The sequence below is a fragment of the Ligilactobacillus ubinensis genome (assembly GCF_024160875.1).
Taxonomy (GTDB): domain Bacteria; phylum Bacillota; class Bacilli; order Lactobacillales; family Lactobacillaceae; genus Ligilactobacillus; species Ligilactobacillus ubinensis.
The window spans coordinates 1-15,377 of record NZ_JAIULA010000025.1 but is presented as its reverse complement, the minus strand read 5'-3'; the positions used below and the strand labels follow the sequence as shown (position 1 = coordinate 15,377).

Here is a 15,377-nt window from a genome sequence, read left to right as displayed (position 1 = left end):
ACAATACTTTATTGATAAAAACAATATACTGAAATCGTTAACAAAAAAATACCCGGGTAAAAAATTTTTAACTTGTTTATAAAACATAAAAATTGGGAGGACTAATATGGAAAACGCAGTATTACAAAAAAGAAAACCGATTCTAAAAATTGGTATCTTATCAATCTCAACTCTATTAACAGCTGCAGGTGCAGTTTCAGGTGCAGTTCCTGCAATGGTTAAACAATTTTCTACCCATAGTCAATCATCTGTTCAAGCATTAATAACTATACCGTCTATTGCAATGATGATATTTGTTTTGTTGAGTACATTTTTTATAAAAATATTAGGTAAGAGACGTACGGTATTATTAGGATTAATAGTTGGTCTTATAGGTGGAATAACTCCATTCTTTACTAATAATTTTACGTTAATAGAAATAGCTAGATTTTTATTTGGTGCAGGTAACGGACTTTATTCGTCGTCAACAGTTAGTTTAATCTCTGATTTGTATGAGGGCGATGAACAACGTAATTTATTAGGGATTCAATCTGCAATTTCAACATTGGGTAATAGTTTAGCGACTTTTATCGCTGGTATATTATTGGGTGCGGGCTGGCATAATGCTTATTTAGTATATCTTGTCTTTATTCCAATAATAATTTTGTTTTCTATAGGATATAACAAAGATGTTGAAAAAAGTATAGTAGCTACTAATCGTGAAAAGGCTTCAGTTGAATCAGGTAAAAAGGAAAAAAAGTTACCTTTGAAAGCATTTTTAGCAATTATATTAGCATTTCTCTATTTTAATGCAATAATGGCATTATCTACAGATTCTGGTTTAGCGATAGCACAATTAAAGTTAAGTAATTCAGGGATGTTATCAACGGGCTTAGCAATTGCAGGAATTGTAGGCGGTTTTATAACTATGTTGTATGGTCCTATATATAAGGTGTTAAAGCATTATACACCCGTTGTTATCATGTTTATGGGCACAATAGGTTTTATTGGTATGGCATATTCTAAAAACATGTGGATGTTTTCCATATTTATGGTTATAGTGTCTTCAACATCTTTAATATTCCCATATATCTATGGAGCTGTAATGGAAGATGTTCCTGTTAGTTCAAAAGACTTTGCAATTTCTATAGCTAAGGTTTTTAATAATTTTGGAGCTTTCTTATCACCATATACGCTTGTTCTTTTAGGAAAAGTTTTTAATCACGGAGATGCAGTTTCAGAGTTAATAATTGCTGGGATATTAATGTTGGTTATTGGAATTGCATTTTTATTATTGGCTTTTTCAAGAAATAAAGATCTTGTTAATAAAAGCGATAAGGAGGAAGCATAGATGAAGGTTAACGTAATTTATCAGAGAAGTGTTCTTGATGATGGAGATTTTATCATAAGTGCTGAATTGATTTTTTCTAAAGAATGTAATGTAGAAAGTAAAGATATTAATTTTTCCTTGAATGGGGAAAAACTTGCGTATGATTTAAAAAGACTTAGCTCAGATGCGGTTGAAGTGAAATTTCATGAGCCAATTCCAGTGTTAAAATTTAATCTTGAAAAATTTGTTAATGAAATAAATTTACCAAAAATAATTATTGAAATTATTAATCATGATGTAACTGAATATAATGTAGTTTTTAAGAAAGATAAGTTTGTTAAAAAATTTGATAAATATATTTTTCAATCAACTAAAGGTTTATTAAGTTATATGTTGTTTTCATCACATCAAAAAGAAGAAAAAAGACCTCTAGTCATATTTTTGCATGGTTCAGGAGAACGTGGATTTTCGAATGAATTACCATTACTTGGGAGTGATGTTGTTAAAACAATCTATAAATATGTCAAACATAATGAAGATGCAGTCGTTTTAGTCCCGCAAGCTACTTGGATGCCAGAACTTAATGGATGGTTTAGACCAGAAGTTCAAAATGATCTGTTAAAATTGATTGGTAAAATCATGAAAGATGAAAATATTGATTCGTCAAGAGTATATCTTGTAGGATTATCGAATGGAGCATCGGCAACATGGCAATTTGGAGAGAGTTTCCCTAATCTTTTTACAGCTTTGGTTCCATGCTCAGGTTATGTGTATAATAATGGTAAGAAATTTCAATTACAATCAGGGCAAGGTAGATATATGGAAGCAACACAAGAAGAAGCGCGTAAGCTGTCGACTTTACCGATTTGGGCATTTCATGTAGAAGATGATCCTGTGGTTAATGTAAATGGAACGATTAATATTGCTGAAAAAATTAAAAGATTAAATGGAGAAAAATTAAAAGTATCTATTTATCCTAAGGGAGAAGCTGCCCCAAATGCACATGCAAGTTGGGCACTTGCATTTAATAATAGCAAATTGCTTCCATGGCTTTTTTCACAAAAAAAATTATAATATATTAGAATCTTTATTTGGCAGTGTAAGAGGAGAGAATTTTTATGCGGAATTATTTGAGTATTGATATTGGCGGAACTAATCTGAAATATGGGTTAATTGATCATTCTGGAAATCTAACTATGAAAGATCAACAACCAACACCAACCGAGCCAGAGGAATTTAAACGTGCTTTTATGGGAATTATAGCAAAATATAGAAAAGAAATTTTTGGAGTTGCGATTAGCGTTCCTGGTAAGGTTGATTCCAAAAGCGGTATCGTTTATTTTGGAGGTTCACTTCCATTTTTAGATGGCGTCAATTTTGAAAAAATGATTCAAGATGAATTCGGTAAGTTGCCAGTTGGAGTTGAAAATGACGGTAAGGCGGCTGCATTAGCAGAATTATGGTTGGGTGTATTACAAGGGCATGCAAATTCAGCAGCCATTATTTTAGGAACAGGCGTTGGTGGTGGAATAATTATCAATAACAAACTGTTAACAGGAAGCCATTTCCAAGCAGGAGAACTTAGCTTTATGGTTAATAACTATGAGCGAGATGGCTACGACAAAATAGTTGGTATGAGCGTGTCTGCAGTTGAGATGATTAAACAGATTGCAACAGATTTGAATTTAAAAGATAAAAAAGATGGACTAGAAGTATTCAAAAAAATCACACAAAATAATCCGATTGCTGAGAAAATATTTAAAGCTTATTGTCGCAAAATTGCATATTTGATACTGAATATTCAAAGTGTTGTTGATGTAACTACGTATGCAATTGGAGGCGGAATTAGCAGTCAACCGATTTTGATTAAAACAATAAATCAAGAATATGATAAAATGTTAGAAGAGTTACCATTGATTAAGCAAACGTTGACACGACCAGATATTAAAAAAGCTAAATTTGAAAATAGTGCTAATCTGTATGGAGCTCTTTATGGTTTGTTGCAAAAGTTGGATGAAAATCCAATGGATTAAGAAAGAGAGGGATTCAATGTTTGATTTTAAATCATTACCATCTGAAGTTTTTCCAGATAATTTTCTTTGGGGTGGGGCTACTGCCGCTAACCAATTAGAAGGTGCTTGGGATCAAGATGGCAAAGGACCATCAATTGCAGATGCTTTACCAGGTGGGAAAGAAAGGTTTGCAATTGCTGCTCAACCTGATTTTAAGTGGAAAATCGATGCTAAAAAATATCGCTATCCGAATCATCGTGGAATAGAACATTATCAACGCTTTAAGGAAGACATTAAACTTTTTGCGGAAATGGGATTTAAATGCTATCGTTTTTCAATCGCTTGGTCAAGAGTTTTTCCAAAGGGTGATGAAACAACACCTAATGAAGCTGGGCTTGTATTCTATGATCAATTGATTGATGAATGTCTTAAGTATAATATTGAACCTGTGGTAACTATTTCACATTATGAATTGCCATTACATCTTGCAACAGAATACGGTGGTTGGAAGAACCGCAAATTGATAGCGTTTTATGAGAACTTTGCAAAAGTAGTCTTACAAAGATATTCGCAAAAAGTTAAATATTGGATGACATTTAATGAAATCAATTCAGCATTTCATTTTCCAGTTATGAGTCAAGGAATGGTGCCTAGTAATGGTTCAAATGATAAGAATAATGTTTTTCAAGCATGGCATAACCAATTTGTAGCAAGTTCGCTAGCTGTAAAATATGGTCATCAATTAAATCCGGCATTAAAAATAGGCTGTATGATTTTGTATGCTACTAGTTATGCGTTTGATGCAAATCCAGAAAATCAAATGGCAAACTTAAAACAGATGCAAGATTTTAACTTTTTCTGCGCTGATGTACAGGTTAGAGGTAAATATCCTGCATCAACTGCACGGATGTTGCACGACTATCATGTCGATCCAAAGAAACTGGAAATAACTGATGAGGACCTAGCTTTAATTGCAAATAATACGGTAGACTATATTGGTTTTAGTTATTATATGTCGATGGTTATTGATGAAACCCATGCGGATGCAGATGCTTCATCTGGCAACTTGATAGGTGGAGTTAAAAATCCATTTTTAGAGGCAAGTGATTGGGGTTGGCAAATCGATCCAACTGGATTAAGGATTGCATTAAATGAATTATATGATCGATATCAAAAACCACTATTTGTTGTGGAAAATGGACTAGGAGCCTATGATAAAGTAGAAGCTGATGGTGCAATTCATGATGAATATAGAATTGATTATTTAAGAAAGCATATTCAGGCAATGGGCGATGCACTAACGGATGGAGTTGATTTAATGGGTTATACGCCATGGGGCTGTATTGATTTAGTTAGTGCTTCTACAGGGCAGATGAGTAAGCGCTACGGCTTTATATATGTTGATTTAGATGATGAAGGCAATGGGACGTTAGATCGTTTACGCAAAGATTCGTTTTATTGGTATCAAAAAGTCATTCAAAGTAATGGCGCAAGAATGTAAATAATTACAAAAAAGAATCACTAGAAACGTAATGAATATCCGCTATAGTACAAAATAACGGATATTAGGTTTCAGTGATTCTTTTTTTATTGGGTATTACTAAAAACTTAGAACATAAAATTAATTTTGAATGACGACCTTAGTGCCTTCTTTGACGTTATCATAAATCCATTTTGCATCAGAAACTGACAATCTGATACAACCATGTGAAGCGGTTGTTTTACCTAGCTTTTTAGCTTCAGCGGTTTTATAGTTACCATTAGCATCAATTGGAACAGTATGGAAGAGATACTCTCCATGATTCAGCCAAGAAACCCAGTAGTTAGCTCCTTCTTTTAGATTAGAATTATAGAAAGTAGTCCCTCGTTCAGATTGAATATAATATGTTCCAGTTGGAGTGGTACTCTTTTTGGTACCATCTGATTGTTTTTCATAAACACCTGCAGAACAATACATGGTGTAGACTACATCATTGTTATTCATAAGATAAACACGATTTTTAGAAATAGAGACTTTAATCCAGAAGTTTGATAATGTACTTAAATCAGGGTAAGCAACCGTTTCAGAAGAAAGTTTCCAATTAATCGGAGTTCGCATAACAGATTGTTTCTTTTCTGAACTACTCTTCTTTTTAGAACTGCTACTAGCGGAATTAGTTTTTTTAGTAGCAGTTGGAGCAGCTGAGCTATTGCTGGTAGATGAACTTGAAAAAGCTTTGTAACTGAAAAAACCGACAGCGACTAAAACAACTATGGTTATAAATGTTAATAATTTACGCATGAATTGATATTCCTTCCAAGTTACTATAATTTATCTCTATCTTAAGAAGCACAGTAAGAAAATTCAAGAGTGTAAGGAAAATTATTTCGAAATATTAATAAATAATAAGCCCAACTGGTTTTATGTTTCTGTGAAGCGTAAAATAAACAGATAGATATGATTATGATGGAGTGATTAGAAATGATGGAACAAGCTTGTACTACGATCTTAGTGGGTAAAAATGCAACTGTTGATGGTTCTACAATGATAGCAAGAAATGATGATACGTTCTTGCCATTAACACCTCAAAAATTTGTGATGCAACCTGCTGTGAATGGTCGTCAAGAGATATTAGTGTCAAATAAGAATGGTTTTAAAGCACCTTTACCAGAAAATGGGTATCGGACAACATTTACTCCTAATGCGGATGTTGAAAAAAATGGTGTGTTTGATGAAAGTTCTATTAATGAAAAAAATGTAGCAATGTCGGCAACAGAATCAGTGTATGGAAATGAACGAGCTTTAGCCTATGATCCTTGGGTTGCTAATGGGTTAGCTGAGGATTCATTGCAAACAATGGTCGCTCCCTTTATCAATTCGGCGCGTGAAGGTGTCCAATACTTAGGCGCATTAATAAAAAAATATGGTTCGCCAGAAGGTAATGGAGTCTTATTTTCAGATAAAGATGATGTGTGGTATATGGAAATTGTAACAGGACATCATTGGGCTGCAACGCGGATCCCAGATGATGCCTATGCAATTGCAGCAAATCAGGTTGCGCAAGATTATATTGATTTTAAACAACCAGACAATTATATGTGGTCGGAAGGTTTACAAGAATTTGTTAATGAGCATCATTTGAATCCTAAGAAAAATGGTGAATTTAATTTTAGACGGATTTTTGGAACTGATAATGAAAAAGATCGTCATTACAATACTCCAAGGGTGTGGTATGGACAAAAAATATTTACACCAGAAGTTGAACAAAGTCCTGAATCAAGCGATTTACCATTTATTTGTCGAGCTAATCGCTTGCTAACAGTTGAAGATTTAGAAAGAGTACTAAGCTCACACTACAACGAAACACCTTTTGATCCCTTAGGTCACGGTAACAAAGAAGACAAGCAACGTTATCGTCCTATTGCACTTAATAGAACGCAAAATTCGCATGTTTTACAAATTAGAAATAATGTACCAGAAAAACAAGCAGCGATAATGTGGATTTGTTTTGGAATACCAACATTTACACCATATGTGCCTTTCTTTACCAATGCTAATGATACAGATCCAGCATGGAGTAATACACCGCTTGAATATGATATTACAAGTGCATATTGGATGTATCGAACGTTATCAATGTTGACGGAAACCCATTATGCAAAATTTGTGCAAGAAAACAGGGACTATCTAACAGCTGCCAGAGAGCAACAATATCGTCTTATTGAAAAAACAGATTTAGCAGCTAAAGAACTTAATGGCGAGAAGTTAACTGCTTTTTTGACAAAACAAAACTATGCAATGTCAGCTGATATGAAGAAGAGAACTATGCAACTAATAAGTCATTTTATAACAGAAGGGTTGACGCTATCTAAATTAACTTTTAATATGGATAGTAATTTGTAAAGAAAACTGTGAATTTAAATAAGGAAGTGAAATAATGAATATTACAGCCAAAGAGTATATTGATATAGTTGCAGGAGAACATTATGTCAAAGAGACTATATCGACAACAGCGGCTAAATTTCATACAGCAGGAGTACAAGAAAGCTTTGAACCAGTTTTAGAAAAATTTAAAAATAGTGTAGAACAAGAAAAATTAGTACAAGCGGGATTATTAGTTGATTATCCGTCAGGGCCAACACGTTTTTATTTAGAAACAGGAATTATTAACCTTTCTTTTGCAGATGTAAAAAAAGTAGATAATTTTTTCTTGAATCTAGATGAAGTAGTACCGGTTAATGTTTACCTTGTTGTAAATTCAGAAGATATTAACGCTTCGCATTTTAGGATAGATAAAATAGCTTCAGTCGATGAGATGCTTGCAAATTCTGAGAGCTTTGCTGTTAAAGTGATCGAACAGGTAGCAAAACAAGTTGCTATAATTGAAGAAAATCAAGCGAATAAGGCTGATGAATAATTACAGAAAAATAATAGTAAGAAGGGAGCTTGGATTATTTATCCAATGCTCTTTTTTATTTAAAATGTACAAAGAATTAGAAGTAAATATTTAGAAAGAACAGTACTTTGATTTTTTGATTAAAACATAATGTGTCACATTAATTTTTTTATAATTTAAATATAGTTACTTTGATTAAAAGAATAAAGGTTACTACATTTAACACATTTATTTTACACATTTGTGTTATAAAAACATAAAAAATATAATATTTTTATGAAGATACAAAAAGTATACTTTCCCTGCTAATGCTGATATAAAAGCGTGATTAGGAGCGTCTACAAAAGTTGTTAAACATATATATTCCATGTTATGAATTATTAGATGTATATTGTGGAATAATTGGTGTAAAAAGTATATGCATGATAAAATAGTTAGAAAATGATGCTGTTGTTAAAATCAACAGGGATTGTAGGTGTGATTAAATGGAAAATGATTATCGTAGCAATTTTTCATCAATGCAAGTTGAGTATACGTACTACGATATTGCGAAGTATTTATCTGACAAAGGAAAATCAGTTGATGAACTTCCATATTCAATGCGCATATTACTTGAATTAACTTTACGTCATGGTGCTAAGAATTCTGAGATTAAGCAATTTTTAGACAACTTTCTTGATTGGGATGAGAAACATGATAAAGATGTACCCTACAAACCTGAGCGTGTTGTTTTACAAGATTTTACTGGGGTACCTGCACTAGTTGATTTGGCAGCAATGCGTGATGCTATCAAAAAACGTGGCGGAGATCCACAAATGATTAACCCTGAAGTACCAGTTCATCTAGTAATTGATCATTCAGTGCAAGTGGATATGGCTGGTAGTGATGAGGCTTTTGATTTTAATGTAAAAAAAGAATTCGAACGAAATAAAGAGCGTTATACATTTTTAAAATGGGCTCAAAATAGTTTTGATAATCTAACGATAATTCCGCCAGATACAGGAATTATTCACCAAGTTAATATTGAATACTTAGCTGATGTTATCCGCCATACTAAAGATAATGTAGCATTTCCTGACACGTTAGTAGGAACGGATTCGCATACAACAATGGTTAATGGATTAGGAGTTTTAGGTTGGGGCGTTGGTGGTATTGAAGCAGAAGCAAGTATGTTAGGTCAAGAATCATATTTCCCAACACCTAAAGTGGTTGGTGTGAAATTGTTTGGTAAATTATCGGAAACGGTTACGGCAACAGATTTAGCATTAACAATTACTAAACTTTTACGTGATCATAATGTTGTGGGAAAATTTGTTGAGTTTTATGGACCTGGTCTCAAGGAGCTACCACTCGCCAATCGTGCAACAATCGCAAATATGGCACCAGAATATGGGGCAACTTGCGGTTTTTTCCCGATTGATGACCAAACTTTAGCTTATTTAAAACTAACAGATAGAAGTGGTGCTCAAGTGAAGTTAGTGGAAGATTATGCTAAAGCGAATAATCTATTTTACGATGAGAAACATGATGCAATAAGACATTATTCTGAGTATGAAGAATTAGACTTAGGAACTGTTAGAAGCAGTGTTGCTGGTCCAAAACGTCCACAAGACCTGGTTGCAGTTGAAGATTTAGCAGATCAGTTTAGGCATTATGATGATTTGGCATCATATTCTGTACAAGTTAATAACAAAGAGTTCACATTACGTCCGGGAGCTCTTGGAATAGCTGCGATTACGAGTTGTACTAATACATCAAACCCTGAAGTTTTGATTGCAGCGGGCTTAATTGCCAAAAAAGCAGTAGAGTTAGGTTTGAAAATACCAGAATATGTTAAAACTTCATTTGCACCGGGCTCACGGGTTGTAGCTGCTTATTTAACTGCTGCCAATTTACAGAAATATTTGGATAAACTTGGATTCAATATTGTTGGTTATGGGTGCACAACTTGTATTGGAAATTCAGGTCAATTAAATTCAGGATTGCAAGAGGCTGTGGAAAAAGATGGCTATCCGATTGCTGCGATTGAGAGTGGAAACCGTAATTTTGAAGGGCGTGTTAATCCATTAATTAAAGATACTTATTTAGCTTCACCTCCATTAGTTGTTGTATATGCAATTGCAGGGACATTAGATTTGAATGTTGAAGAAGATCCGCTAGCAACAACTGAGACAGGGCAAAATATTTATCTCAGAGATCTTTGGCCAACTGCAAATGAAATTTCAAAAGTAATTCAAGCATATGTTAAACCAGCATTGTTTTCTGAAAATTACGGTAATATATTCCAACAAAATCAAACTTGGAATGAATTAGCAGCAACAACTTCGGAAACCTATGCATGGGATGAAAATTCTACTTATATCGCAAATCCACCATTTTTTGATTATGCTGACAAAGCTGATTCATTATCAAATTTGCGTGTTTTAGCAAAGTTAGGGGATACGATAACGACAGATCATATTTCACCAGCTGGATTTATTGGTCAAAAAACACCAGCTGGTAAGTATCTCTTAAGTAAGCAGATTGCAGCAACTGATTTTAATTCTTATGGTGCACGTCGTGGTAACCATGAAGTGATGATGCGTGGAACTTTAGCTAATATTCGCTTGCAAAATCAATTAACGCCTGATAAACAAGGTGGTTTTACTAAGTCATGGCTGACTAATCAAGAAACAACAATTTATGAAGCTGCCATGGACTATAAAGCACATAATATAGGAACTGTTATTTTAGCAGGTAACGATTATGGGATGGGTTCATCGCGTGATTGGGCAGCTAAAGGTGTTCAACTTTTAGGTGTTAAAGCAGTTATTGCGGCAAGCTTTGAAAGGATTCATCGTTCCAATCTTGTGATGATGGGTGTGTTGCCATTACAGTATCTAGAAGGACAGAATACAGAAAGTTTAGGCTTGACAGGAGCAGAAGCTTTTAATATTGAATTGGATGGAAAGATTGCACATGTAAGTGCAGTAAGTCCTGAACATACGGTACATTTTGACGTAAAAGTTCGCTTTGATGCACCAATTGATAAAAAATATTACAATGCACATGGTATTTTACCACTAGTTGTTCAAAAAAAACTTAACTAGAAAGTGCAGATTACCTATTACGACAGGAGGAATTTCAATGGATTTACCTAAAGGATTAGCAGGCGTGATTGTTGATGAAACAGAAATTAGTTCTACCGCTGGTGGAAAATTAATTTATTCAGGCTATCCGATTGCGGAGTTAGCGGATTCCACATATGAAGAAGTTGTTTTTTTATTGTGGCATTCACGCTTGCCAATGAAGGCCGAACTGGAAGCCTTTAGAAAAGAGCTTGTCTCAGAAATGGTCTTACCTAGTGAGTCTACACGATTATTACTTTATGTCGCTAAAGAACCACAGCATCCTATGAGTATTTTACGAACGGCAACGTCATTACTAGGAACTACAAATAACGTTAAACAAGATGAACCGCCTAAAATCTTAGCTAAGATGCTGACATTAATTGCCTCTATTGTAAGAATTCGCCAAGGTGAACCAATGAAAGAACCTGATCCTAAATTAGGTGTGGCAGATAACTTCTTATATATGTTAACAGGCAAAAAACCAACATTAGAACATGCTAAAATGTTTAACACTGTTATGATTTTACACGCAGATCATGAATTTAATGCGTCAACTTTTACAGCACGTGTAGTTGCCTCAACTTCAGCGGATTATTATTCTTGTCTGACTGCAGCAGTTTGTGCGTTGAAGGGGCCACTTCATGGTGGTGCTAATGAACGTGTTTTTAGAATGCTAGAAGAAATTGTAGATAATGATGCAGATCCAATTGAGTATGTGAAAGATAGGATAGCTAATAAGCTAAAAGTAATGGGCTTTGGACATCGTGTTTATAAAAATGGTGATCCAAGAGCGGCTATTTTACGGGATATTGCTGAAAAACTAGCAAAAGAAACACATAATGAAAAATATTTCGATGTTCAAATTAAGATAGCGGCTTTTATGTTAGAAGAAAAAGGCTTACATCCTAATGTTGATTATTATACAGCGCTAGTTTATCATTGCTTGGGTCTTGAACGCGATTTATTTACACCAATTTTTGCAGCTTGCAGAACGGCAGGGTGGTTAGCACATGTAATGGAACAAAGAAGAGAAAGTTGCTTAATTAGACCATCCTCAGAATATGTTGGACCAAAAGCAAGAGAATACTATAAAGATCATTATGTAACAACTAAGGGGGATATTTAATGGGTAAACAGATTCAAGTGGTTGCGGGTGAACTCTTAGTACCTGATAAACCAATTATACCTTTTATTGCTGGTGATGGAATCGGACCTGAGATTTGGGTAGCAGCTAAAACGGTTTTTGATGCAGCAGTAAAAAAAGCATATGCAGGAAAAAAAGAGGTAGAGTGGTTGCCGCTTTTAGCTGGGCAAGCAGCTTTTGATAAAACGAAGCAGTGGCTACCAACAGAAACGTTAGATGCTTTGAAAAAATATTTAGTGGGAATTAAAGGACCACTGACAACACCAATAGGTAAGGGACACCGTTCAATCAATGTAACGTTAAGACAGGAACTAGACTTATTTGCCTGTTTTAGACCAGTTAAATATTATCCTGGAACACCTTCACCTGTTAAGGAGCCTGAAAAGGTTAATTTAGCTATTTTTCGTGAAAACACAGAAGATATTTATGCAGGAATTGATTTTGCAGCACAAAGTGCAGGGGCTAAAGAATTATTAAGCCTTTTGGATAAGTATGGCGAAGCTAAAAAAGTTCGTTTTCCAGAAACAACAGCTTATGCGATTAAACCGGTTTCGAGTGAAGGTAGTAAACGTCTTGTGCAAGCTGCTATTACATATGCATTAGAACATAATTTAAAAACAGTAACCCTTGTGCATAAAGGTAATATTATGAAGAAGACGGAAGGCGGATTTAAAAACTGGGGATACGAAAAGGCTGAAGAATTTGGTGATGCTGTTTTCACATGGAATCAGTATGAAAAAATAAAAGAAAAACAAGGTAAAACAGTAGCTGATGCAGCTTTAAATAAAGCGCAGGAAGAAAAGCGAGTTATTGTCAATGATGTAATTACTGATAACTTTTTCCAACAAGCACTATTGCATCCAGAAAACTATTCTGTGATAGCAACAATGAATTTGAATGGAGACTATATTTCAGATGCACTAGCAGCTCAAGTTGGCGGAATTGGAATTGCACCAGGTGCTAATATTAATTATCAAAGCAAACAAGCTATTTTTGAAGCAACACACGGGACAGCACCACAATTTGCTGGACAAAATAAGCTGAATCCAACATCAATGATTCTCTCAGGAGCGATGATGTTTGATTATATTGGTTGGAATGAGGTTGCGCAGTTAATTGAACAGGCTATTGCCAAAGCAATCGCTACTCATCATGTAACGATGGATTTTGCTCAAGTAATTCCACAAGCAACTGAATTAAGTACAAGTGCCTTTGGAGACTATGTTGCAACATTGATAGAACAAATATAGACATGACAAAGGGCTACAGGTGTTGAGAATGGATAAGCTTTCTAAGTAATTAATAGTTTACACACAAAGAAGAGTTCGGGAAAATTTCTCGAACTCTTTTAGTCTGCAGATATTGAGTACTAAAATCTGTGTCAAAAAACAGCTAGAAAGCATCAACTGTGTACTATTAGCTGTATAACGTGTGGATTACTATATGCTAGTTATTTATCCCTCTAATTGATTTGTGAGTAAGATAATTTTATCAACAATACTGTCTAGAAAAGCAATAGTTTCTTCTAGTGGTTTTTTAGTTGAAACATCAACGCCTGCTACTTTAGCTGCTTCAAGCGGTGTTTTTTGATTACCTAGTTTTAAAAAGGCAAGCCAATTAGCAACTCCCTTAGTTGGATTGGCAAGCAATTTAAGAAAAGCTTGAGTTGCAATTGTGAGACTGGCTGAATATGAGTAAGAATATAATCCCATATAATAATGTGATTGGCGCATCCATGTTAAAGCGGCGTTATCATCAATTTTAACGGCATCGCCCCAGAATCTTTGTAAAATAGATTTTTTGATTGCACAAAGCTTATCACCGTCAAAGCCTTGACCAGCATCAATCAAGGTATATACTTCACGCTGAAAAGCGGCTTCTAGGAGGTGTGTAACGAAATTGTGGTAATAAGTATTGGTAAGCATTTTTGTATACGCAAAACGTTGCATGCGTTTATCAGTACTTTTTTGTTCTATCGAATGTGTTAACAGTAATTCATTAAATGTTGATGGTGCTTCAACAATATAAAGTGATGGTTCACTGACTAGAATATTTTGTTGTTGTTGTGTTAACAAAGCTTGGCCGGCATGGCCTAATTCATGAACTAGGGTGTAAACATCAGCTAGTTCATTAGACCATGACATTAGGATATACGGGTGGCTACCATAAGGAGTTGTTTCAAAACCGCCAGATTCTTTGCCTTTATTGGTAGGAAAATCAACCCACCGTTTTGAAAATGCTTGTAGAATCATTTCTTGGTAATTTGTTCCTAAAATTTGCAGAGCATCAGAAATATATTTTGGTGCTTGGTCAAGCGGTATTTTAGGACTAAAATCGGGATCTAAGTCAATTTGTAAATCTGCAAAGGTCATTTCTGAAAGATGACGTTGTTTTTGGATTAATTTTACATATTTTTGCATAACTGGTCCAAGCTGCGCAATGATGGTATCGATTTGACGATCAAAGAGGTCACGACTTACTTCCTGATCTGCTAGTAAGTAATCGATAACAGAAGAGTAACCACGTAGTGTGGCAATTTTCTTCTCTCGTAATACCTGAGCGTAGTAATTAGCAGCAAGCGTATTTTTATAGTTATTCAAAACGTTAGAAAAGTTTTTAAAAGCTGCTCGACGAACGGTATGATTAGGTGAAAATTGGTAGCTGTTTTCATATGTGACAAATGAAAGTGGATAGTTTTTTCCAGCTACTTGAAAATCAGGAAATTTAAAATCAGCAGCTCGCGCTTGCGTATAGATATTTTCTGGTTGATTAAAAATTGGTTCCAATGAAGCTAGAAGTGTTTCAACTTCAGGTGCTAACTGATGTTTTTGTGCATTTTTCCATTCACGAATGACGGGCTTAAATTGCGGTGAGAGTGTAGCAATTTCATCTAAGAAAGTAGGTGTTTTTTCTAAAGCAACTGTTTTGAAAAATGTTAGTTGGGCGCTAATCTGCGCAGCAAAATTAGAAAAGGTGCGTAAAAGTTGGTTAGCTTCCGGATTTGTCATATCCACAGATTGTTGCAAGAAAGCAAAATGTTCCAACCATTCTAAATGTTTTTGGATAGTGGCATAGTCCTCCAAAGCGACTTTAAAATCTTTAGGGGTTGTTAAACTATTTGTATATTTAGTTTTAAAATTGGTAACAAGAATTTCGGTGTTCCTTAAGTCATTAGACCACGCTTTTTTGGTTGGATAAAGGTCATTGACATTCCAGGTTTGTTCTAGCGGAACATCTTTGCGTAAAGGTAAAGCCATGAAAATCACTCCTAGACAGATTATTTTGAGACGAAAGATATAACCTAATATTAGCATGGAATAGGGATTAAGAAAAAGTAGAGCTTAGCGAAGATAGTGTCAACTTTGTGTGGGTAAATTTTTAGAAAGCCTGTTCTGCTGCTTTTTGTAATTGCGATCTTTATTTTTA

General features: G+C 34.6%; 11 protein-coding genes. 9 read left to right on the top strand and 2 right to left on the bottom strand.

Translation table 11 applies throughout. The annotated features are described in order from the left end of the window. The first annotated feature begins 106 nt into the window (after positions 1–106). From LB941_RS10545 to LB941_RS10530, 4 genes are read left to right on the top strand one after another with little or no spacing between them, the layout of a single operon-like run. Entirely contained in the window at positions 107–1,330 is a 1,224-nt protein-coding gene (locus LB941_RS10545) for an MFS transporter (protein WP_253361932.1), read from the top strand. Beyond that, positions 1,331–2,383: a carboxylesterase family protein gene (locus tag LB941_RS10540; RefSeq protein WP_253361931.1), complete on the top strand. Its 1,053-nt coding sequence runs from the start codon at positions 1,331–1,333 to the stop codon at positions 2,381–2,383. A gap of 44 nt (positions 2,384–2,427) precedes the next feature. Beyond that, a complete protein-coding gene (locus tag LB941_RS10535) occupies positions 2,428–3,342 on the top strand; it encodes an ROK family protein (protein ID WP_253361930.1) in 915 nt (304 codons plus the stop codon). Between the two features lie 16 nt (positions 3,343–3,358). Further along, positions 3,359–4,822: a glycoside hydrolase family 1 protein gene (locus LB941_RS10530; RefSeq protein WP_253361929.1), complete on the top strand. Its 1,464-nt coding sequence runs from the start codon at positions 3,359–3,361 to the stop codon at positions 4,820–4,822. Between the two features lie 120 nt (positions 4,823–4,942). Here the strand turns inward: LB941_RS10530 and LB941_RS10525 are convergent, their stop codons facing one another. After that, a complete protein-coding gene (locus LB941_RS10525) occupies positions 4,943–5,602 on the bottom strand; it encodes a L,D-transpeptidase (RefSeq protein ID WP_253361928.1) in 660 nt (219 codons plus the stop codon). A gap of 180 nt (positions 5,603–5,782) precedes the next feature. On the opposite strand from LB941_RS10525, the gene LB941_RS10520 reads away from it, so the two are divergent. The 5 genes from LB941_RS10520 (at position 5,783) to icd (ending at position 13,201) form a co-directional block, all read left to right on the top strand. After that, positions 5,783–7,204, top strand: coding sequence for a C69 family dipeptidase (locus tag LB941_RS10520; RefSeq protein WP_253361927.1), 1,422 nt, complete (start codon positions 5,783–5,785; stop codon positions 7,202–7,204). A 34-nt stretch (positions 7,205–7,238) separates the two neighbouring features. Further along, complete coding sequence (locus LB941_RS10515; protein ID WP_253361926.1) at positions 7,239–7,718, top strand: hypothetical protein; 480 nt, start codon at positions 7,239–7,241, stop codon at positions 7,716–7,718. A 464-nt stretch (positions 7,719–8,182) separates the two neighbouring features. Then, entirely contained in the window at positions 8,183–10,786 is a 2,604-nt protein-coding gene (gene acnA, locus LB941_RS10510; protein WP_253361925.1) for an aconitate hydratase AcnA, read from the top strand. Positions 10,787–10,823: 37 nt separating this feature from the next. Beyond that, complete coding sequence (locus LB941_RS10505; protein ID WP_253361924.1) at positions 10,824–11,933, top strand: citrate/2-methylcitrate synthase; 1,110 nt, start codon at positions 10,824–10,826, stop codon at positions 11,931–11,933. Continuing rightward, on the top strand, positions 11,933–13,201 hold the full coding sequence (gene icd, locus LB941_RS10500) for an NADP-dependent isocitrate dehydrogenase (RefSeq protein WP_253361923.1): 1,269 nt from the start codon (positions 11,933–11,935) through the stop codon (positions 13,199–13,201). Before LB941_RS10505 ends, icd begins: the two co-directional genes overlap by 1 nt. 204 nt (positions 13,202–13,405) lie before the next feature. Here icd and pepF read toward each other — a convergent pair whose 3' ends face one another. Next, positions 13,406–15,208, bottom strand: a complete 1,803-nt coding sequence (gene pepF, locus LB941_RS10495) for an oligoendopeptidase F (protein WP_253361922.1) — start codon at positions 15,206–15,208, stop codon at positions 13,406–13,408. Positions 15,209–15,377 lie beyond the last annotated feature (169 nt).